At 35.9% G+C, this 22,684-nt stretch carries 15 protein-coding genes; 12 read left to right on the top strand and 3 right to left on the bottom strand.

All coding sequences use genetic code 11. From position 1 onward, the window contains the following. The first annotated feature begins 23 nt into the window (after positions 1 to 23). From VBZ51_RS14805 to VBZ51_RS14790, 4 genes are all read left to right on the top strand, one after another. Positions 24 to 806 (top strand): haloacid dehalogenase type II, encoded by a 783-nt coding sequence (locus VBZ51_RS14805; protein WP_416577428.1) that lies wholly within the window; start codon positions 24 to 26, stop codon positions 804 to 806. Positions 807 to 874: 68 nt separating this feature from the next. Then, positions 875 to 1,690, top strand: a complete 816-nt coding sequence (locus VBZ51_RS14800; protein WP_416577427.1) for a hypothetical protein — start codon at positions 875 to 877, stop codon at positions 1,688 to 1,690. Between the two features lie 195 nt (positions 1,691 to 1,885). Further along, positions 1,886 to 3,604 (top strand): purine-cytosine permease family protein, encoded by a 1,719-nt coding sequence (locus VBZ51_RS14795; RefSeq protein WP_416577426.1) that lies wholly within the window; start codon positions 1,886 to 1,888, stop codon positions 3,602 to 3,604. A gap of 3 nt (positions 3,605 to 3,607) precedes the next feature. Next, positions 3,608 to 5,083 carry a mannitol dehydrogenase family protein gene (locus VBZ51_RS14790; protein WP_416577425.1) on the top strand — a complete coding sequence of 492 codons (1,476 nt, stop codon included), beginning with the start codon at positions 3,608 to 3,610 and terminating at the stop codon, positions 5,081 to 5,083. 2 nt (positions 5,084 to 5,085) lie between these two features. Here the strand turns inward: VBZ51_RS14790 and VBZ51_RS14785 are convergent, their stop codons facing one another. Next, the gene (locus VBZ51_RS14785; protein ID WP_058105890.1) at positions 5,086 to 5,487 is read right to left on the bottom strand and encodes a hypothetical protein; all 402 of its coding nucleotides are present in this window, start codon (positions 5,485 to 5,487) and stop codon (positions 5,086 to 5,088) included. A 93-nt stretch (positions 5,488 to 5,580) separates the two neighbouring features. Here VBZ51_RS14785 and VBZ51_RS14780 point away from each other — a divergent pair, with 93 nt between their 5' ends. The 7 genes from VBZ51_RS14780 (at position 5,581) to VBZ51_RS14750 (ending at position 18,139) form a co-directional block, all read left to right on the top strand. Next, a complete protein-coding gene (locus VBZ51_RS14780) occupies positions 5,581 to 7,092 on the top strand; it encodes a PAS domain S-box protein (protein ID WP_416577424.1) in 1,512 nt (503 codons plus the stop codon). Between the two features lie 4 nt (positions 7,093 to 7,096). Then, positions 7,097 to 8,149: a response regulator gene (locus VBZ51_RS14775; protein ID WP_416577423.1), complete on the top strand. Its 1,053-nt coding sequence runs from the start codon at positions 7,097 to 7,099 to the stop codon at positions 8,147 to 8,149. 68 nt (positions 8,150 to 8,217) lie between these two features. Beyond that, the gene (locus VBZ51_RS14770) at positions 8,218 to 9,039 is read left to right on the top strand and encodes a universal stress protein (protein ID WP_058105887.1); all 822 of its coding nucleotides are present in this window, start codon (positions 8,218 to 8,220) and stop codon (positions 9,037 to 9,039) included. A gap of 115 nt (positions 9,040 to 9,154) precedes the next feature. Next, positions 9,155 to 11,986, top strand: a complete 2,832-nt coding sequence (gene uvrA, locus VBZ51_RS14765; protein WP_416577422.1) for an excinuclease ABC subunit UvrA — start codon at positions 9,155 to 9,157, stop codon at positions 11,984 to 11,986. A gap of 39 nt (positions 11,987 to 12,025) precedes the next feature. Next, positions 12,026 to 12,712, top strand: coding sequence for a TIGR00730 family Rossman fold protein (locus VBZ51_RS14760; RefSeq protein WP_058105885.1), 687 nt, complete (start codon positions 12,026 to 12,028; stop codon positions 12,710 to 12,712). 8 nt (positions 12,713 to 12,720) lie between these two features. After that, a complete protein-coding gene (locus tag VBZ51_RS14755) occupies positions 12,721 to 15,570 on the top strand; it encodes a M1 family aminopeptidase (RefSeq protein WP_416577421.1) in 2,850 nt (949 codons plus the stop codon). A 157-nt stretch (positions 15,571 to 15,727) separates the two neighbouring features. After that, positions 15,728 to 18,139, top strand: a complete 2,412-nt coding sequence (locus tag VBZ51_RS14750; RefSeq protein WP_058105884.1) for an alpha-ketoacid dehydrogenase subunit alpha/beta — start codon at positions 15,728 to 15,730, stop codon at positions 18,137 to 18,139. Positions 18,140 to 18,209: 70 nt separating this feature from the next. Here the strand turns inward: VBZ51_RS14750 and VBZ51_RS14745 are convergent, their stop codons facing one another. Then, positions 18,210 to 20,990, bottom strand: a complete 2,781-nt coding sequence (locus VBZ51_RS14745) for a M16 family metallopeptidase (protein ID WP_416577420.1) — start codon at positions 20,988 to 20,990, stop codon at positions 18,210 to 18,212. A gap of 292 nt (positions 20,991 to 21,282) precedes the next feature. Here VBZ51_RS14745 and VBZ51_RS14740 point away from each other — a divergent pair, with 292 nt between their 5' ends. Continuing rightward, positions 21,283 to 21,660 carry a DoxX family protein gene (locus VBZ51_RS14740; protein WP_416577419.1) on the top strand — a complete coding sequence of 126 codons (378 nt, stop codon included), beginning with the start codon at positions 21,283 to 21,285 and terminating at the stop codon, positions 21,658 to 21,660. Between the two features lie 3 nt (positions 21,661 to 21,663). Here the strand turns inward: VBZ51_RS14740 and holA are convergent, their stop codons facing one another. Next, entirely contained in the window at positions 21,664 to 22,665 is a 1,002-nt protein-coding gene (gene holA / locus VBZ51_RS14735) for a DNA polymerase III subunit delta (RefSeq protein WP_416577418.1), read from the bottom strand. Positions 22,666 to 22,684 lie beyond the last annotated feature (19 nt).

The raw sequence follows: 22,684 nt of genomic DNA, 5'->3' as shown, positions 1-22,684 counted from the left end.
ATGTTTTTATAATTATATATATCATGAAAAACAACAGAAGAGACTTTATTAAGAAATCAACCATTTTAGGAGCGGCAGGTGCAACAATACCTGCCATGGGCTTTGCCAATAAAAAAGAACCAAAGACCTTTAGACCCAAAGTTCTTTTTTTTGATGTCAATGAAACCTTGTTGGATTTAACCGCCATGAAAGATAGCGTAGCCAAAGCCCTTAACGGCAGAAACGACCTGTTACCGCTATGGTTTACAACCATGTTGCAGTACTCTTTGGTTTCCACGGTAGCCAATCAATACAATGATTTTGCCATTATTGGCGCCGCCGCCTTACAAATGGTTGCTGCAAATAACGGTATCACCTTAACTCATGAAGAAGCTAAAAAATCAATTGTGGATCCTATCCGTTCGTTACCCGCACACCCTGAAGTTGCTTCTTCATTGCAGCGCTTAAAAGATGCCGGCTATACTTTAGTTTCATTCACAAACTCATCCAATAAAGGTGTTGAAACACAATTTAAAAATGCAGGACTCACCAAGTATTTTGATCAACGTTTAAGCATTGAGGATATGGGCAAGTTTAAACCACATGTAGATGCATATAATTGGGCAGCCAGAAAAATGAACATCAAACCAGAAGAGTGCTTATTGGTAGCGGCCCATGGCTGGGATATTTCTGGAGCATTATGGGCTGGCTGGAGAGGAGCATTCATTAGTAGACCAGGTGCGCAATTGTATCCACTTTCCCCTACCCCAGAAATAAATGAACAAAACTTGAAACTGGTTGCCGATAGACTTATCAGCCTATCATAAGCTTAAAACATTTATCTAGTTACATTTAAGTAATCAAAAACAAATTATAAGAAACTATACCTATCATCATGAATTATAAAATTTCAAGCCTAATTTTTCTTAGCATACTCACTTTCTCTTGTAAAAACGATAAAAAAGTACAGCATAAGGAAACTGTTACGTCTACCTATAAAAACAAAGGACATGAACTTGTCTCTAAAATGATTGAAAAAGTAGGTGATTACAAAACTTTAAGAAATAAGAAGGATGTAGTTTACACGTATACCTACCAAACGCCCGATGGCAAAACCGATATAACAACCGAAAAATACATTTTTGACGGTGAATTATCTTATGGAAAATATGAAAAACACCAGAGAACCTTAAGTAATTTTGATGGTCCCATTGAACAAGGATATAACGGACAGGAATATTGGCTAAAGCATAATGGAAATATCATCGAAGATTCTGTAGCCCTAAAAAGAGTCGCTTTCAATAGACCTACTAATTTCTATTGGTTTACCATGTTTCAAAAATTATTAGATCCCGGGGTAACTTATGAATATTTAGGGGAGAAAATTGTAGATGATAAGAACTATGACATTGTTAAGGTATCGTTCGACTTTGGTAACTCCAAACCGACCGACATCTATCAATTGTATATCAACAAGAATACAATGCTAGTAGACCAATTCTTATTTACCGTTGCGGATTTTGGAGCTATGGAAACTCCTAACTTAATGGTATTGGAATATGAAAAAGTTGACGACATGCTTATTCCCACTAAACGTCAATATAAAAAATCTACATGGAATGCAGATGTTACGGATGCTCCTTGGATCAAGGTAAATTGGACCAACATTAAGTTTGATAATGGTTTAAAACTTATTGATTTTCAGAAATAGCACTGTGTTTTTGGCATTTTATTAAATATTTGCACCTATTTGTTACAAAACTGTATTACAAAATTGTTAAAAAATATGGGGGTTTGTATATAATTTAAATACATTGCACCCCTGTTCAAACAGATGTAAGCATACGAAGTCTTGGAACAGTATGCTACATAAATTGTATTACAAACTTAACTACCAACTCAGCTAATGCCAACTACTCAAGATTATTCCGCATTAAAAAAATTAAACGAAGAGCAATTACCCGTTGCAAAACATAAATTACACGATTGGACTCATTTTGCCGGTCTATATGCCGCCGAGCACGTAGCCGCAACTGAATTTGTTATTGGAGCTACTTTCGTAGCCCTTGGAGCAAAAACAATGGATATTATTTTAGGGCTTCTGATCGGTAATATATTAGCGGTCTTAAGCTGGACGTTCATTACCTCTCCTATCGCCGTAGACACAAGATTAAGCTTGTATACCTACCTGAATAAGATTGCGGGGGATTCTATGACCAAGCTTTACAATTGGGCCAATGTCATTATTTTCTCCGTAATATCCGCAGCAATGATTACCGTATCTGCCACTGCGGTACGTTTTGCTTTTGACATTCCGGCACAACTTAATTGGTACCCCACCAATATGTGGTTTGTGGTCATTGTTTTTTGTGTTGGTTTGGTGGTTGTATCCATTGCTTTATATGGTTTTAACGCGGTATCCGAATTTTCTGGAATATGTGCGCCATGGTTATTTGTAATGTTTACCAGCGGTGCTATGGTTTTATTACCTGCATTATCCCTTGATGTTTTAGGAACTACGTTACCCAGCGGATGGAACGAATTGATATCATTGGGCGATAAATCCATATGGACCGGAATCAACAGTGCAGGGGAACCTGGCATTGGATTATTAGAAGTTATTGGCTTTGCATGGGCCGCCAATACCATTACCCACTTTGGTTTAATTGATATGGCTTTGTTACGATTTGCTAAAAAGAAATCATACGGCCTTGCAACCAGTACGGGTATGATGTTCGGTCATTTTGTTGCATGGATCGCAGCTGGTATTATGGGTGCCGGTGCAGCTGTGATTATAGGTAAAACTATCGTTGAATTAGATCCAGGAGATGTTGCCTTCTATGCTTTAGGATGGTCCGGATTTGTCATTGTTATCGTTGCCGGGTGGACCACGGCTATAACTAACTTATATAGGGCGGGGTTGGCTGCACAAGCCATATTCCACAGACACTCTCGTAAAAAAACAACCATTATCGTTGGACTTATTACCATTGCAATTGCTTGTTTTCCTTTTGTGTTTTCTCAAATTCTGCCCTTACTTACATATGCCGGTCTGTTGGTTGTACCTGTAGGCGCAATAGTATTTGCCGAACACCAAATTTTCCCAAGAATAGGATACACCCGTTATTGGTCGGCCTACCGTAATTTAACCTTTAGCACACCCGCCATTGTTTCTTGGGGGTTAGGTTTGGTTTTTGGTTTTGGGCTAAATGCGTTTAACGTAATGTCTTTCTTCTATTTATTTATACCTACATGGATTTTCACCATAATCATTTACACCGTTCTTGCCGGTAAATTTGGTGCTAAAAATAAATATCCGGAAGAAAAAGAAAAAGAAAGGTTAAGAAATGAAAAAATCATTTCCTACCAAGAAGAAAAAAGTTTAACCGAAACTAAACCCGTGAAGGACACCACGCTACTCACAAAAATCTTAAAGGTGGTATCGCTCATTGCTTTGATCATAACCTTAATTTTGGCGGGCATTGTATTGTTTAGCAGTGCAAGCGAAAATATTTACATTGAAAATAGAGAAACCTTTTACTATTATGCGTTTATATGTACGGTAGTTTACTTTGTTACTGCCTATGCGGCATTATTACGCGGAAAATCTAAAAATATTAGCTAAAAAATGACAAAAGAAACGATGTTGAACTCCAAGAATTTAGCAGAAATAAGCAGACAATTACCTACACCATCTTATCCAAGAGATACCCTTAAATCAGGAATTGTACATGTTGGCGTAGGTGGGTTCCACAGAGCACACCAAGCATATTACAACCATCTATTACAAGAAAAAGAAAATGCTTCTGAATGGGGTATTTGTGGTATAGGCTTACGAAAAGGTGATCAAAAAATACATGATGTATTGCAACAGCAAGACGGTATGTACACCTTAATAATCAAACATCCGGATGGAAAAATTGATTCTGAAGTTATTGGTGCTATCATAGATTTTAAATTGGGATTTGACACTCCCAATGTCGTGATTGACCAAATGGCGCATCCTGACACAAAAATAGTATCATTGACCATCACGGAAGGTGGATATAATTTTAATCCGGCTACAGGTGAATTCGATTTTGAGAATAAAGATGTGCAACATGAATTAGCGAACCCAGAAGAGCCAAAAACCATTTATGGTTTTTTGACCGCTGCCATTAGAAAAAGAAAGGAGAACGGTTTACCGGCCTTTACCGTAATGTCATGTGACAATATTCAACACAACGGAGATGTTGCCAAAGAAATGTTGCTAACTTTTGCCAACAAACAAGATGGGGAGTTAGCTTCATATATTGAAAAAGAGGTGAGCTTTCCTAACAGCATGGTTGATCGCATTACCCCAGTAACCACACAGGCTGACATTGACTATTTAGAACAAACTTACAACCTAAAAGATGAGTGGCCCGTAACTTGTGAGCCTTTTATACAATGGGTCATTGAAGATAACTTTTCTAACGGACGGCCTGCGTTTGAAAAAGTAGGTGTACAATTTGTACCAGATGTAAAACCGTACGAAAAAATGAAACTGCGCCTTTTAAACGCTGGGCATTCCGTGCTAGGCATTTTAGGCGCATTGCATGGTCATCCAACCATTAATGCCTGTATGGAAGATGATCTTTTTGTCACCTATTTAAGAGCTTTTATGGATAAGGAAGCAACACCTGTATTAGATAAGCTAGAAGGTATTGATCTTACAACATATAAGGACAGTCTACAAGAACGTTTTGCCAACCCAAACATAAAGGATAGTGTTAGTAGAATTTGCTCAGAGAGTTCGGCAAAACTTCCAAAATTTTTAATCGCCACCATTCAAGATAACCTGGCTAAGGGTGGCAGTATTAAATATGCAACTTTAGTGATAGCTGCATGGTGTTATTATAGTGATAAAGGCGTAAATAAAGATGGTGAATCCATAGAAATTATAGATGCCATGCAAGACCAACTGCACCAAGCCGCCAGTAAAACCAATGAAGACCCACTTGCATTTATAAAACAAGAATCTTTATTTGGCAACTTGGCAGAGAATACGACATTCTCCAGTTTGTACAGCGAAATGGTGCAGAAAATATACGCAGACCCAGATATAAAAAAGTTAATGAAATAGCATTAGTTGAGTAACAATTTGATCTTGGCCAAAAGTATTAGCTCAGATTTATTGTTACCTGAAAATGAATTTGCAATAGCCTTGGCCGTTTTTTGGGTCAAGGCTTTTATCTCATCTGAAAAAGCATGTGGATGCTCCTTGTAAAATTCCACAAATTCTCCAAAACACTCCTTACTCCCTTTTGAAGTTTCCATAAGAACATCAAATACAATTTCAATTTGGTTAGCGGCGTCCGTACCATACCGATCCGTAAAATCATCAACGTACAACCAATCTTCTTTCACCAACTCCTTAACTTTATCCCATTCGTTACTATGAACGCTACCATCGCACATAGCCACGGCATAAAAAAGCTTTCCTAAGCTCTCATAAAGACCGTTCATTGTTTTCGCAGTATTTTCCATTTTATAGTTTTTCTATGAATTTACCATGAAAATACAGCTCAGAACCCACTTTATATATGATAAAAATCAGTCGTAATCTATATATTTGATACTATGCAAGATTTTCAAAAGAACAGTGATATCTTCAATTTGCTTTCAGAAGGAGTTTCAGAAGGTATTATTGTTGTTGATGCCCAACAAAATGTAGTGGCCACCAATACGTCTACAGAACAAATGTTTGGGTATGAAAAGGGGGAATTATTAGGAAAACCGTTGGATATCTTAATACCCAAAAGATATCTTGCCAACCATAGTAAACATGTAAACAAGTTTATTGCCAATAGTGATAAACGACAAATGGGACACGGTAGAAATCTCTACGGCATTACTAAAAGTGGCAAAGAATTTCCGGTAGAGGCCGGCTTAAATCCGTTTGAATTTTACGGATCTACTTATGTTATGGCCTTGGTGATCGATATTACCGAAAGAAAGAACAAAGAAGAAGAACTAAGCCATTGGGCACGAATTTTTGACGAATCACTTAACGAAATTTTTGTGTTTGATGCAGAAACCTTCAAGTTTTTGAATGTCAATAAAGAAGCACAAAGAAACATTGGTTATACCATAACGGAAATGTATGAAATGACCCCGGTAGACATTAAACCGGAGTTCAATGAAGAAAACTTTAAAAAATTGATTTCCCCATTACTTAATAATGAAATTCCCAAAGTTAAATTTGAAACGGTACACGGTAGAAAGGATGGTTCTACTTACCCAGTAGAAGTTCATTTGCAGTTGTCCGAATTAGGAAAAAAGAAGGTTTTCGTAGCATTTATACTAGATATAACCGAAAGAAAAAATTACACTGAAAATCTAGAGAAAAAAGTTGAGGAACGCACACAGCAATTAACGGAAGCTTTAGCCGTAGAAAAAGAACTCAACGAATTAAAGACCAGGTTTTTATCATTGGTATCGCACGAATTCAAAACGCCTTTAAGTAGTATACTCACCTCTATCACCTTGCTAGGAAAATATACTCAGACCGATCAGCAACCAAAGAGGGACAAACATGTGGCAACCATTAAAAGTAAAGTAAAATATTTAGACACCATACTAACAGATTTTTTATCTGTAGAGCGTTTAGAGTCCGGCAAAGTCAATTACAAAGTAGAAGAATTTCCGCTAAGCAAAATTGTAAACGAAGTAGTTTACAATAGTAATATGTTATTAAAATCTGGTCAACAAATTCATTACCCAGAAAATATTGACGAGCTAAACATCAATTTTGATGAAAAAACACTAGAGTTGGCCTTATCTAATTTAATACATAACGCCATAAAGTACTCTCCTGAAGATACTACTATTACCATTAAAGTGACATTGAACGATACTAACATAATCATTAGTGTAATTGACCAAGGCATTGGTATTCCCCAAGAAGAACAGAAGCATATTTTTAATCGCTATTTCAGAGCAGAAAACGCATTACTAACCCAAGGTACCGGTATTGGTCTTAATATCGCAAAACAACATATGGAAAACTTAGGAGGAAGTCTAGAATTCACCAGTGAAATAGGTGTTGGATCTACGTTTACACTAAGTATACCTAATTTAAAAACCAGCTAACATTATGAAACAAATTCTATTGATCGAAGATGACAAGGCCTTACGTGAAAACACGGAAGAACTTTTAGAATTAGCTGGTTATAGCGTAAATACCGCACCCAACGGAAAAATAGGTGTTAATGCAGCCATTGAAGATGTGCCGGACATTATTATTTGCGACATTATGATGCCAGAATTAGATGGCTATGGAGTTCTTCAACAATTATCTAATAACGAAAAAACAAAGCAAATTCCGTTTATCTTTTTATCGGCTAAAACTGAGCACAAAGAAATACGGAAAGGAATGGATCTAGGTGCAGATGATTACCTTACCAAGCCTTTTGACGAAGAAGATCTTATCAGCGCTATTGAAAGTAGACTTGCAAAAGCAGAATTGATTAAACGTATGCAAGATGAGAGCACCAAAGAACATGGTGTCACAGATAATGAAATACGTACGGTTCATGAACTCAAAAACTTCTTTGACGACAATGGTGAGGTTTCCAGTTTTAAAGCAGGGGAATCAATTTATGATGAAGGTGCCAGATCAAACAAGATTTATCTCATTTTAAAAGGTCTTGTAAAGTGCCATAGTATGGATACTGATGGTAAAGAGTTGATTACCTCATTGTCTAAAGCAGATGACTTTTTAGGTTTCACCTCTTTTTTAAATAACGTACCGTACCAAGAGACTGCCACGGCTTTAGAAACAGTAGAACTTGCAGGGATTTCTAAAGATAACCTCAAAACAATACTGAATGAGAACAAGAACATCTCTATGGAATTAATGGAGTTGTTATCTGAAAACATTTCGATGATCAAAGCCCAATTATTACAAATGGCCTATAGCTCCGTTCGAAGAAAAACGGCGCAGACCTTACTCCAATTTGCCGAGTTAATGAATACCAAGCCAAATGAACCCATACGAATTTCCAGGAATGATTTGGCAAGTGTTGCCGGCATAGCTACAGAGAGTTTAATACGGACACTATCTGGTTTTAAAAAAGAAGGACTCATTGTCATTGAAGGTAGAAATATTCAAATTATAGAGTTAAAGGCCTTACAATATGTAAATTAATTCAAATCTGATAAATATCATTTACCAGCATTTAATATGGGATTACTTTTGACTAGTAAGCCTTATGAATGAAACACATATTAATTCCTACTGATTTCTCGGCAAATTCTTGGAATGCGCTAAAATATGCCGCATGCCTGTATGGCTATGACCAATGCACCTTTTATGTACTATATGTTGAAGAATTAAGTGACAAATCTGTCAATAAAAATAGTATAGGTACATCATTACCCATACATAAAAAACTGAATCTCTTTTTTGATCAATTAGCACAATTAAAGTCTAACTTTTTACATCAGTTTATCACATTAAGAGATTATGGCAACTTTACCGATATCATTAAAAAAACCGTAGACGAAAAAAAAATAGACCTGATTATTATGGGTGCAAAAGGCACTTCAAATTATGAACACACTATTTTTGGCCGCAATACAGTCAATGTAATTACAAAAGTACCATGTAATGTATTGGTGGTATCAGACAAAGTCTCCATCAAAAAACCAAGCAAAATTGGGTTTCCAACGGATTATAACATTTTCTACACCTACCCCATTCTTAAATCTTTGACCGAAGTTTTACAAATATCAAATGCGACCTTAGACGTGGTTCATGTTACGCAGGCAAAAACAAACTTCTCAAACACCCAAATCGCCAACAAAGCTTACTTGCATGATTATTTAAAGGAAATGTTTACAGGTTTTCATTGCTTCAAAGAAATTCAAGGATTGAACATTAAAGAAACCATTACCACCTATCTGACTGACAATAGTGTTGAAATGCTTACCATGGCAGCAAAAAATATAAATCTGTTCCAGCAATTATTTTTCAATCCTTCCAAATCACAATTAAACCATCAATCATCTGTACCCTTGCTCGTTCTTCATGAATAAATAACATTATATACGTATTGCATTAAAAATTAAAGAGATTATAGCATTTCAAACTAAAAGGTAACGTATGTAATTCGCACTCAAAATCGTACTTTTGCAACTTTGCTGTGAATACATGATTAATTTTGAAGAAAACATAGAGGTCAAGGGCGCACGCGTTCATAACCTTAAAAATATAGATGTTACCATACCTAGAGATAAATTGGTCGTTATTACCGGTCTATCTGGTAGTGGAAAATCATCATTGGCATTCGATACCATTTATGCAGAAGGACAAAGACGATATATTGAAACGTTTTCTGCCTATGCAAGACAATTTTTGGGAGGTTTAGAACGACCAGATGTTGATAAGATAGATGGCTTGTCTCCCGTAATTGCCATAGAACAAAAAACCACTTCAAAATCTCCAAGATCTACCGTTGGTACCATTACCGAAATTTATGATTTCTTAAGGCTACTTTACGCCCGTGCTGCAGATGCGCATAGTTACAATACTGGTGAAAAGATGGTAAGCTATAGCGATGAGCAAATTAAAAACTTGATCATTGAATCTTATCTAGACAAGAAAATCAACATTCTTGCACCGGTAATAAAGTCAAGAAAAGGACATTACCGTGAACTTTTTGAGCAGATAGCCAAACAAGGTTTTGTAAAAGTCAGGGTAGACGGTGAAATAAAGGACATTGTAAAGGGCATGAAAGTGGACCGTTACAAAACCCATGATATAGAGATCGTTATAGACAGGCTAAAGGTTGCAGAAAGTGAGGACTTTCATAAACGATTATCAGAAAGCATCAATACCGCCATGTATAGTGGTGACAACGTTTTAATGGTGCTTGAAGAAGGCACCGATATACCAAGATATTTCAGTAGGGATTTAATGTGCCCTACCACAGGTATCTCCTATCCTACTCCTGAGCCCAATACATTTTCTTTCAACTCCCCTAAGGGTATGTGCCCCAATTGTAAGGGTTTAGGCCATGTATACGAGGTAAATGAAAAGAAAATATTCCCCAACAAAAAATTATCCATTAAAGGTGGTGGTATTGCTCCTTTGGGAGATTACAAAAAGTCATGGGCCTTTAAACAAATAGAAACTATTGCCGAACGTTATAGTTTTAAAATCACGGACCCAATAGAAACCATTCCTGCAGAAGCTATTGAGATTCTGTTGAACGGAGACAAAGAAAGTTTTGATGTAGATTCAAAAACCTTAGGTGTTAAACGCACCTATAAGATAGATTATGAAGGTATATCAAACTTTATAAAAAATCAGTTCGAGGAAGCTGCTTCTACTTCAATCAAAAGATGGGCTAAAGAATATATGGACAAAATTACATGTCCTACATGTACAGGTTTTCGCCTAAAAAAGGAATCACTTTATTTCAAAATTGAAGAGAAGAACATTGCCGAATTGGCAAATTTTGACATTGTTGAACTTGCATCGTTTTTTAAAGGGTTAGACAAAAAACTTAGTGGTAACCAGCTAAAAATAGCCGAAGAAATCATTAAGGAAATTACCACAAGAATACAATTCCTGTTAGATGTAGGTTTAGATTACCTTTCATTGAACAGAAGTTCTAAATCGCTCTCAGGTGGTGAAGCACAACGTATTAGATTGGCCACACAGATAGGTTCACAATTGGTAGGCGTACTCTATATTCTTGACGAGCCTAGTATTGGATTACACCAGCGAGATAACGAAAGGTTGATCAAATCGTTGGAATCTTTAAGGGATATAGGAAATTCTGTCATAGTAGTGGAACATGACCGGGATATGATCGAGCGTGCAGACCATGTCATTGACATAGGTCCAAAAGCGGGTAAGAATGGTGGTGAAATTATTTCTCAAGGAACACCGGAAGAATTAAAACATGTGCATACCTTGACCGCGGATTACATGACGGGAGTTAAGGAGATTGAAGTTCCTAAAAAAAGAAGAGAAGGCAACGGTAATGAGATTGTGTTATCTGGCTGCACAGGTAACAACTTAAAGAACATTACCGTAAAATTTCCACTGGGGAAAATGATCGGGGTAACCGGTGTTTCAGGTAGTGGAAAATCTACCTTGATCAATGAGACGCTATATCCTATCATGAACGCACATTACTTTAATGGCGTTAAAAAACCAATGCCTTATAAAAAGATAACTGGTCTAGAGCATATAGATAAAGTAATTGACATTAACCAGTCTCCCATTGGTAGAACACCAAGATCAAACCCTGCCACATACACCGGTGTGTTCAGTGAAATAAGATCTTTGTTCGCAAAAACCACCGAAGCATCTATAAGGGGTTATAAACCAGGTAGATTCAGTTTCAATGTAAAAGGCGGTAGATGTGAAACCTGTCAAGGTGGAGGTCTAAGGGTCATAGAAATGAATTTCTTACCCGATGTTTATGTGGAATGTGAAACCTGCAACGGCAAAAGGTTCAATAGGGAAACCTTGGAAATACGCTATAAAGGCAAGTCTATTTCAGATGTTCTTGAAATGACCATTAACGAAGCCGTATCATTTTTTGAACTTATTCCAAAAATACATCGTAAGTTAAAGACCATCCAAGATGTAGGATTGGGATATATATCGTTAGGGCAACAATCCACCACCCTATCCGGGGGAGAAGCACAACGTATAAAATTGGCTACCGAACTTTCTAAAAGAGATACCGGTAATACCTTCTATATTTTAGATGAACCTACAACCGGACTTCATTTTGAAGATATTAGGGTTTTGATGGAAGTTTTGAATAAATTAGCCAATAAAGGAAATACTGTGTTAGTTATTGAACATAATATGGACGTAATTAAAATGGTAGACCACATTATTGATATTGGTTACGAAGGTGGCCGCTCAGGAGGGCAATTGGTTGCCAAAGGTACTCCAGAGCAAGTAGCCAAAAACAAGAAAAGCTACACGGCTAAATTTTTAAAGAGAGAATTAAAATAATAAATAGATAAAAAATTATCTAAAAGAATATATAAACGAATGAGATCAGAAAAACATCACAAAGGCTGGAATGAAATAAAAACCAATGACTCTTGGGCCATTTTTAAGATAATGGGAGAGTTTGTAAATGGTTTTGAGCGTATGAGCAAGATTGGCCCATGTGTATCTATTTTTGGTTCTGCCAGAACCAAAGAAGAAGACCCTTACTACAAATTGGCGGTTTCTATTGCAAAAAGTATAGCAGAAGCTGGCTATGGTGTAATTACCGGTGGCGGACCTGGTATTATGGAAGCGGGTAACAGAGGTGCAAATCTTGCCGGTGGAACTTCTGTGGGTCTAAACATAGATCTTCCTTTTGAACAGCATGACAATCCGTATATTGACAATGATAAAAGCTTGGATTTTGATTATTTCTTCGTAAGGAAAGTAATGTTCGTAAAATACTCTCAAGGTTTTGTGGTAATGCCAGGTGGCTTTGGAACTTTAGATGAGCTTTTTGAAGCAATAACGTTAATTCAAACACATAAAATTGGTAAGTTCCCGATCATATTGGTTGGCAGTGAATTCTGGACAGGTCTTATGGACTGGGTAAAAGGCACCATGCTGAAGATGGGCAATATAAGTCCGGAAGATTTAAACCTTATCAAAATAGTAGATACAGAAGAAGAAGTAGTTGAAATAATCGATTCCTTTTACAAAGGGCACAGCATGAGTCCTAATTTTTAATCTAAGCCTTGGTACGTAACTTTCAATCCTTTTTCTTTTACTGTATTATTCTCTTAGTAACTAACATTACTATTGGTTATGCTCAGTATAACACTAACCTTACAGTTAGTTTAAACGAGTATACCAAAGAGTTGGATATTAAGCAAGAATTCACCTATTTCAATAAATCTAACTATAATTTAGGTGTTATCTATTTCAACGATTGGGCAAATGCCTATTCAGATAAAAACACAGCATTAGCAAAGAGGTTTGCTCAAGAATTCAAAAAATCGCTTCATTTGGCAAAAGCAGATGAACGCGGTAAAACTACAATTACAAGTGTAGTCGACGAAACCTATAATGGACTTGAATGGAGCCGTACGGAAGGTAAAGATATAGTAAAGGTTACCTTAAAAGATATTCTACCACCGGGCGAGTCTACCAAAATCCATATCACTTATAAAGTGAAGTTACCGCCAAATAAATACACTCCGTATGGCTATGATAATAAGGGAGATTACTATCTAAAAGATTGGTACCTAACACCTGCAGTTTATGATGGCAAATGGCACCTTTACTCAAATAAGAACATTGAGGATTTATATATGGACGTGACCAATACGGTCATAAATTTTAAATTTCCAGACAGTCTTTTTTTAGCTTCAAACTTTGATATAACATCAGAATCCTCTTTTCCAAATGGTCAATTTGCCCAATTAAAAGGTAATTTGCAACGTGGTGGTGAAATCATTCTAAACCCACAAAAAAACTTTATAACACACAGAACGCCATACATGACGTTCCTAACAGATTTTAGAGCGCCAAGATACAGTCCAATAGGTCAAGGGCTATCCATTAACAAGGTTGCCAATTTTATACATAACAATCTTGGTGACTACCCTCATGAAAAGATATTGGTTAGCGAGCTGGATTATAACAAAAATCCGCTTTACGGTATAAACCAACTCCCCTCTTTCATTAGACCGTATGAAGAACAATTTCAATTTGAAATGAAATTCTTGAAAACGGCCATCAATAGTATTTTAAAAGAGACTATGTTCTTAAACCCACGTAAAGAACAGTGGTTGAACAGCGCCATAGCCAACTATTTAATGATTGCCTTTGTAGAGCAATATTACCCAGACCAAAAGCTCATGGGCAAACTTTCTAAAATATGGGGCTTTAGAAGTTTTGAACTGGCCAAAATGGATTTTAACGACCAATATTCTTTTCTTTATAATTTAACTGCTCGTAAAAATTTAGATCAAGCATTAGAAACCTCTAATGATTCTTTAATAAAATTCAATCAAAAAATTGCCAATAAATACAAGGCAGGTCTAGGATTAGCATATTTAGCGGATTATATAGGCAAAGAACATGTTGATGAAAGTATAAAAACCTTCTTCAAGTATTTTAAGTTAAATAATGTAAAAGTTCATGATTTTGAGTCTATTTTAAAACGATCAACCGATGTTGATATCAATTGGTTTTTTAATGATTATGTTTCTACAGATCGTAAGATAGATTTCAAGATCAAGAAAGTAAAAAAGGAAGCAGACTCCCTACATATTACCCTTAAGAACAAGGAAGGAACCAACGTACCTATTTCTGTTTTTGGTTTAAAAAAAGATTCCGTAGTATCGGAATATTGGTTTAAAGATATAGAATTCGAAGAAACCTTTAGCATACCCAACAATCAAGAAGATAGACTTGTTCTTAATTATGACCAAAAGATTCCTGAGTTTAACCAGCGAGATAATTGGAAATCACTTAAAGGCTTTTTATCAAGCAACAAAAAGCTAAAGTTTACCTTTTTTAAAGATGCCGAGAATCCATATTATAACCAGGTATTCTATGTTCCCATTTTAAATTTTAACGTGTATGATGGCTGGGTACCGGGTATGCGACTTTATAACAAAACCTTGCTTGAGAGACCCTTTGTCTATGACTTTGCCCCGTCTTATTCGTTTAGAGAAAAAGCTTTTGTAGGCTATGGAAAATTCAACTACAGAAAGTACTTAAGTAAAAGTGGATTATATGTAGCAAACTACGGTATTGGTGCATCTACCTCCCATTTCAATGAAAATTCCAGATACACATCTATAACTCCGTCTTTAAGTTTTGGATTTAGACCAGCTGATCTCTTATCGAACAAAAGAGAGTTTCTTTCATTTAGGTATGTAAATATTTTAAGGGACTTTGACCCTTCTTTACAGAATTTGGCCAACGATCCAGAAAACCCAGATTATAGTGTATTTAATGCTAGATACATCAATAGGGACAATGGAATACTGGATTACAAATCATGGTTTTTAGATTTTCAGCTAGCAGGAAATTTCAGTAAACTTTCATTTGAATATGAATACCGAAAATTATTTGAGAATAACAGACAGTTAAATCTTAGATTTTTTGCCGGTAAATTTTTAAGTAATAAAACCCAAACGGACTTTTTCAGTTTTGCCTTAGATCGCCCAACAGATTACTTGTTTGATTACGGATATTTAGGAAGATCGGAAGACTCAGGTATTTATAGTCAGCAAATTATTATCGCAGAAGGCGGGTTTAAATCTTTCTTAGATCAACGATACCGTTTTTCAAATGATTGGATGGCAACCATGAACGGAAGCTTTAATCTTTGGAAATGGATTGAGCTTTATGGTGATGCCGGTTTAGTAAAAAACAGGGATTTTGACGGTAAATTCGTTTATGATTCTGGTGTCAGATTAAATTTGGTTACCGACTACTTTGAACTTTACCTACCAGTATACTCTAACAACGGATGGGAAGTGTCTCAACCAAATTATGGTGAAAAAATAAGATTCATCATTACCGTAAGTCCAAAAACCTTAACAGGGCTTTTCACAAGAAAATGGTTTTAAACTAAGAATTTCTAATACGGTCCGTAGAATTTTTACAATAAATTTAGATATTTTTAAAAAAATATCAAATTTGTTGAAAAATATGGAATAAATTAACTGGTAAGAGCGTTGCTAGAAAGTACTTGATTCGGTAATTTTGTATAAACACGTTTAATACATGGATGTTTCTTCTAAAACCAGTAATGATATTTCTTTCGAAGATTTCAAAGAACAAATTATCAATGACTATGAAATTGCTTTTCTAAGCAGAACCTGTAGTTTATTGGGAAGAAAAGAAGTGCTTACCGGCAAAGCCAAATTCGGCATTTTTGGTGACGGTAAAGAACTTCCACAACTTGCCATGGCCAGATCTTTTAAAAACGGAGATTTTAGAAGTGGTTATTATAGAGATCAAACGTTTATGATGGCGTTGGGTCTTTTACATCCCAAGGAGTTTTTTCACGCCCTTTATGCCACTACCGATATAGAAAAAGAACCTATGAGCGCGGGAAGGCAGATGGGCGGACACTTTCTTACCCACAGCTTAAATGCCGATGGTAGTTGGAAAGATTTGACCAAACAAAAAAACAGTAGTGCAGATATCTCTTGTACCGCTGGACAAATGCCACGTCTATTAGGTTTGGCACAAGCATCAAAAGTTTATAGAAATCAAAAGGGACTAGATAGTGCAAAATTCTCCGTTAATGGAAATGAAATAGCTTGGGGTACCATAGGCAATGCAAGTACTAGCGAAGGCATGTTCTTTGAAACTATAAATGCTGCAGGTGTATTACAAGTACCCATGGTCATAAGTATATGGGATGATGAATACGGTATATCCGTACCTGCAAAGTTTCATACTACTAAAGAAGATATATCTGAAATACTCTCAGGATTTCAAAGAACAGAGGACAATAGCGGTTATGAAATTTTAAAAGTTAATGGCTGGGACTATACCGCCCTTATGCATGCTTATGAAAATGCTGCCGATATTGCCAGACAAGAGCACGTACCTGTTTTAATTCACGTAAAAGAATTAACACAACCTCAGGGACACTCTACATCTGGATCCCATGAACGTTACAAAGACAATGAGCGATTAGAATGGGAACGTGACCATGATTGCAACAAACGCTTTAAAGAATGGATTTTAGAGTCTGGTATTGCCACAACAGAAGAACTGGCAACTATTGAAAAAAGAATTAAGCGTACTGTTCGTGAAGCAAAAAAAGAAGCTTGGGACGAGTATTTAAAAACCTTGCTTTCCAATAAAACAATATTGGTCAATTTAATTGATAAAGTTGCTGCTACAAGTCCGAACAAAAACTTCTTGAATAAATTAAAGAACGATTTAATTGCCACTGAAGAACCTGTTCGTAAAGACTTAGCCATTACCGCAAGAAAATCCCTGCGTTATTTAATTGGTGAGAATACACCCGAAAAGCAAGATTTAATTAATTGGACTACCAATTTCTTGGCAGAAGCTCAAGAAAAGTATAGTTCTCACCTTTACAGTGAAAATGATAGTAAAGCAAGTAACATTACCGCAATAAACCCAAGTTACAATGACGATTCAGAGCTAGTTGACGGCAGGGTAATTTTACGTGACAATTTTGATAAATTATTTGAAAAATACCCAAATACACTAATTTTTGGTGAAGATACTGGAGCAATTGGAGATGTAAACCAGGGTCTAGAAGGAATGCAGCAAAAGTATGGCAAAATACGTGTTGCAGATACCGGTATACGTGAAACCACCATTATTGGGCAAGGAATAGGAATGGCCCTTAGAGGACTAAGACCCATTGCAGAAATACAGTATTTAGATTATATATTTTATGCACTGGCAACGCTTACAGATGATTTGGCTTCATTACTTTACAGAACTGCCGGAAAACAAAAAGCACCGCTAATTATAAGAACAAGAGGTCACCGATTAGAGGGGATATGGCATTCTGGATCAGAAATGGGCGGATTGATTCATTTGTTACGAGGCATGTATATTTTAGCGCCTAGAAACATGACACAAGCTGCCGGTTTTTACAATACCCTTTTAAAAAGTGATGAGCCTGCCTTAGTCATTGAAAGTCTTAACGGCTATAGGCTAAAAGAAAAGAAACCAAAGAACTTAGGGGAATTCTGTACCCCGATCGGTAAGGTTGAAACCTTAAAGGAAGGAAAAGACATTACACTGGTATCGTACGGCTCCACATTACGAATTGTTGAAAAAGCAGCAAAAGAATTAATAGAGGTTGGTATTGATGCAGAAGTTATAGATGCACAGACCTTATTACCTTTTGATATTGAAATGGAGGTTTTAGAAAGTGTTAAAAAGACGAATAGACTTTTGGTCATAGATGAAGATGTTCCTGGAGGATGCTCTGCTTACTTGCTAAATGAAATTATAGAAAGACAAGGGGCATTTAAATACTTGGACAGTGCACCACAAACTTTAAGCGCAAAAGCTCATAGACCTGCATATGGTTCAGATGGGGATTATTTCTCCAAACCCAATAGAGAAGATATTTTCGAAAAGGTGTATAGCATTATGCATGAAGTCCACCCAGACGATTATCCTAAATTGAGGTAAAATTGATACAATCATAAAATATAAAAAGTCCCATTTAAAATGGGACTTTTTATATTTTATGTGTTCAACTTTAATTTTTAATCTCAGGTTTCACCTCCTTTATAGCTGGTTTTTTAGGGTTACCATCGGCATCTATTTCAATAATGGCATCAAAACCCAATTCATCTAATTTGTCCGCAATTTTTGCCCTATCGCCTACCATAAACCAATTTACAGCTTCTGGTTTAACCACTTTTTTACTCACATCTCTCACTTCTTGCAATGAAAGGTTACGTACATTGGCATCATATTTTTGATAATAATCATCTGGCAAACCATAATTGACCAAATTTGTTATAGACTGGTTTACAGAGCTATTAGTCTCCCATTGACCAGGCAGACTTAAAATTTGATTGGTCTTCACTTTTTCCAATTCTTCCTTTGTTACCGGTCTTGTAGAGATAAACTCAGATATCTCTTTTCGCAATTCTGTCACGGATTCAGCAGATTTATCCGTTTGCACAGGTGCGTACATTATAAACGGTCTTTCAGCTTTAGCGCCCATAACAAAACCACTAGCTCCATAAGCCCAATGTTTATCTTCCCTTAAATTCATATTAATTCTAGATGTGAAATCACCACCCAGAATACTGACCATCTGTTCTAATGCAATTTGAGAGACATCTCCGTATTTTTCAGTTAAATGTCCTGCCAAAATCACTGATTGCTCAGACTCTGGCCTATCCATTAAATAAAGTGTATTTTTCGAATTCACTTTTGGTGTGGTAAACGTAATATTAGGTACATCTGCCTTTTTCCATTTTCCTAAAGCCTTTTCTAACTTCGATTTTAAATCTTTCATTTCTATATCACCGGTAACTACCAGAGTTGCATTGTTAGGTCTTATCCAAGTAGCATAAAACTTTTGCACATCATCTTTTGAGAGTTTAGAAACCGTCTCCGTATAACCTGTTCCTGTGTATGGATTACTATAAGGATGACCTTCACCATATAAATACTTGTTCATCACCCTCAGTGCCATGGAAATGGGTTGAGATTTCTCTTGCTGTATTCTGTTTAATTGTTCATCCTTTAAACGATCAAATTCCTTTTCTGGGAAAGCAGGGTTCAAAACAACATCGGCAAATAAATCAATACTAGCACCTAAACTTGGTTTCAGAGTATTGAGATAAATATTAGAATTATCTTGACTGGAATACGTGTAAAGACTTGCCCCTAATAATTGAAGTTTCTCGTTTATTTCTAAAGAATTTAAATCTTTAGTTCCTTCATCCAATAAATCCATAGCCAAAGCAGCAGTTCCCGGACTTGAAAGATAATCGGTTTTATATCCTGCATTAAACATTAAATTCATGACAACGGTAGGTACACCGGTTCTTTTTGCAAGTACTATATTAAGACCGTTAGATAATTTATCCCTATGTAAGGCTGGAAATTGAGAACTTTTAGCTTCTCCTACTTCTGGCAATTTGCTGCGATCTACAGTACTTTTAGTAATGGTATATTCCGGAAATGGTTTACAAAGTAGAATATGTTTACCCCTAGTAAGCCACTTTTTAGCTGTATTCTGAATATCCAGTACAGTAGCATTTTCAACATATTGCAACACGGTTTTATAATAAGCTGCATCATCAAAATAAGTTTGGTTAGATGCTAGAATATCTGATACTCCACCAAAGCCGCCAATACGTTCCAAACCTTTTATAAAACTTGAAAAATAAGCCGCTTTTACCCTTTTAAGTTCACCTTCGGTAGGTCCTTCTTCAATTAATTTGGCTAACTCTTCTTCCATAATCTGTTGAACCCTATCAATATCTCCCTCTGGCTTTACATTTGCCCAAGTGATAAATTCACTTGCAATTTCATTTGAAGCTTGAAAAGAAACCACAGAACTAGCAACTTGCTCATCATATACCAATCTTTTGTACAATCTAGAGTTTTTACCACTTGTCAATATAGAAGAGATTAGATCAAAATGAATGTCTTCTTTATTGCCAAATTCAGGCGTATTCCAACTAAATAAAATTCTGGCTTCTGGCACTCTGTCTTCATAAATTTGATAGGTGTCTGAACTTTTTAAAGGAATATTCACTTCTTGTCTAGCTATTGTTGGTCCAGAAGGTATATCGCCAAAATAATTCAACACTTTATTATACACCTCTTGAGGATTAATATCTCCTGCAACAGCTACTACGGCATTAGCCGCACCGTAATAAGACTTGAACCAATCTTGTACATCTTCAAGCGAAGCTGCATTTAGATCTTCCATTTCACCAATAACGGTCCATGAATACGGATGCCCTTTAGGGTACATCGCCTTGGTCAAAAGGTCCCATTGCTTACCATAGGGTTGATTTTCTCCTTGTCTTTTTTCATTTTGAACAACACCACGTTGTTCATCTAACCTTTCTTGGTCAATTGCCCCTAAAAGGTGACCCATTCTATCAGACTCTAAAAACAGTACTTGATCTAAGGCCGCAACCGGTACATTTTGAAAGTAGTTGGTACGGTCAGTATTTGTTGTTCCATTTAGATCGGTACCTCCTATTCTCTCCAAAGCTTGGAAATAATCATCGTTATAATTCTCACTACCGTTAAACATTAAATGCTCAAATAAATGTGCAAAACCACTTTTACCTGGTTTCTCGTTCTTAGAACCTACATGATACCATACGTTCACTGCAGCAATTGGTGCCTTATGGTCTTCATGCACCAACAAGGTTAAACCATTAGGTAATATGAACCTTTCGTATTTTAGATCAATTTGATCAGATTTAAATTCAAAATCTTGTGCGTGCTGTTTTGTTAAACAAAACAAACACAGCATAATAAATAAGATTGTTTTTTTCATGATGAATACTTTTTTAATGATTTAAGTAAATATAATCTTTAAAAAAGTATGGAACAATTGTATTATTAGGTACGAAAAAACTTATAAAAAAATTGCATTATTCTTATACGTAAACTTCCTAGGGATCAAGCCCATCTATTTTAACAAAAATTTATAACTATCTAATCTATTGATAATAAAGGTCAGCCTGCCTATTACTGGGCAAAACACATTCTGTAAATACATACAAACACCATACCTATAAACAAAAAACAAAAAAAAATGATACTTTTAAAGGAAATAATTCCGACTAATGAAAAACACCTTATTAAAAGATATTGGTTTAGCTTTTTTTAGAATTGCTGTTTCTGCAATGATGCTAACTCATGGACTTCCAAAATTTCAAAAATTAATTTCAGGAGATTTTCAATTTACAGACCCATTTGGTATAGGAGCTACCCCTTCATTATTTTTAGCCGTTATTGGTGAATTTGTTTGTCCTATTTTGATTATTATCGGTTTTAAAACACGATTAGCGGCAATTCCACCAGCCATTACTATGGCGGTAGCAGCTTTTGTTGCTCACGGTGCAGATGATTTCAGTACTAAAGAAAAGGCTATTTTCTATCTGGTTGCGTTTATTACCATTTCTTTATTGGGACCAGGAAAATTTGGTATCGATAAAAGATAGATGTTAAACTATTTTATAAAGAAGTTCTTTTAACAGATCAGCCTCTTTCATTGGGCTTGCCCCTACACCTTTACCCTTAAGATCCATTTCCCGTAGACTGGAAATAATAGCACTTACTTTTTTCATAGGGTAATTTCTAGCTGCCGTCTGTATTTCCTTTACAAAATATGGATTAATACGTAACGTACTGGCTACATTCTTAGGAGAATGATCACTTAGCCCATGATATTGTAACAGTTGGGTAAAAAATGAATGCAACAAGGTTATTGTCAATATAAAAGGGTTATCCTTAGGATTTTGAGCAAAGTAATTAATGATTTTAGTAGCTTTTACTATATCCCTATCACCAATGGCCCGTTTTAATTCAAAATTATTATAATCCTTACTTATGCCTATATGTTCTTCAATATGCTGAGGATTAAATTCTGTCTCCTTAGGAAGAACCAGTTTTAGTTTTTCTAATTCTTTACTGATCTTCCCTAAATCCGTACCCAGATATTCTATCAATAATAATGAAGCTTTATGGGAAATGGTATAGCCATGCCCTAAAAGATGCTTTCTAAGCCAGTCACTCACTTGATTTTCGTATAACTTTTTACTTTCAAAGATTACACCGTTCTTTTTAATGATCTTGTGCAACTTTTTACGCTTATCAAGCTTTTTATATTTATAACAAATAACAAGGACGGTTGTTTGCTGCGGATTTTCCGCATAGGCACATAGATCCTCTATAGTTCTAGAAAGGTGTTGGGCTTCTTTTACTATTACCACTTGTCTTTCTGCCATCATTGGATAGCGCTTAGCGTTACCAACAATATCGTCTATAGAAACATCTTTTCCATAAAGTACCATTTGGTTAAAGCCTTTCTCTTCTTCCGTCAACACTTTAGCGCCAATAAAATCTGATATTTTATCAATAAAATACGCCTCTTCGCCATATAAGAAGTAAATAGGACTTATTTGTCCTTTCTTGATCGCATTGACTATTTGTACAGCTTCATCCATTCAGAAAAATTCATCAACT

Origin of the sequence: Maribacter sp. HS, assembly GCF_048059195.1 — a bacterium.
Taxonomy (GTDB): Bacteria; Bacteroidota; Bacteroidia; order Flavobacteriales; family Flavobacteriaceae; genus Maribacter; species Maribacter dokdonensis.
This window is presented reverse-complemented; position numbering and strand designations above follow the sequence as displayed.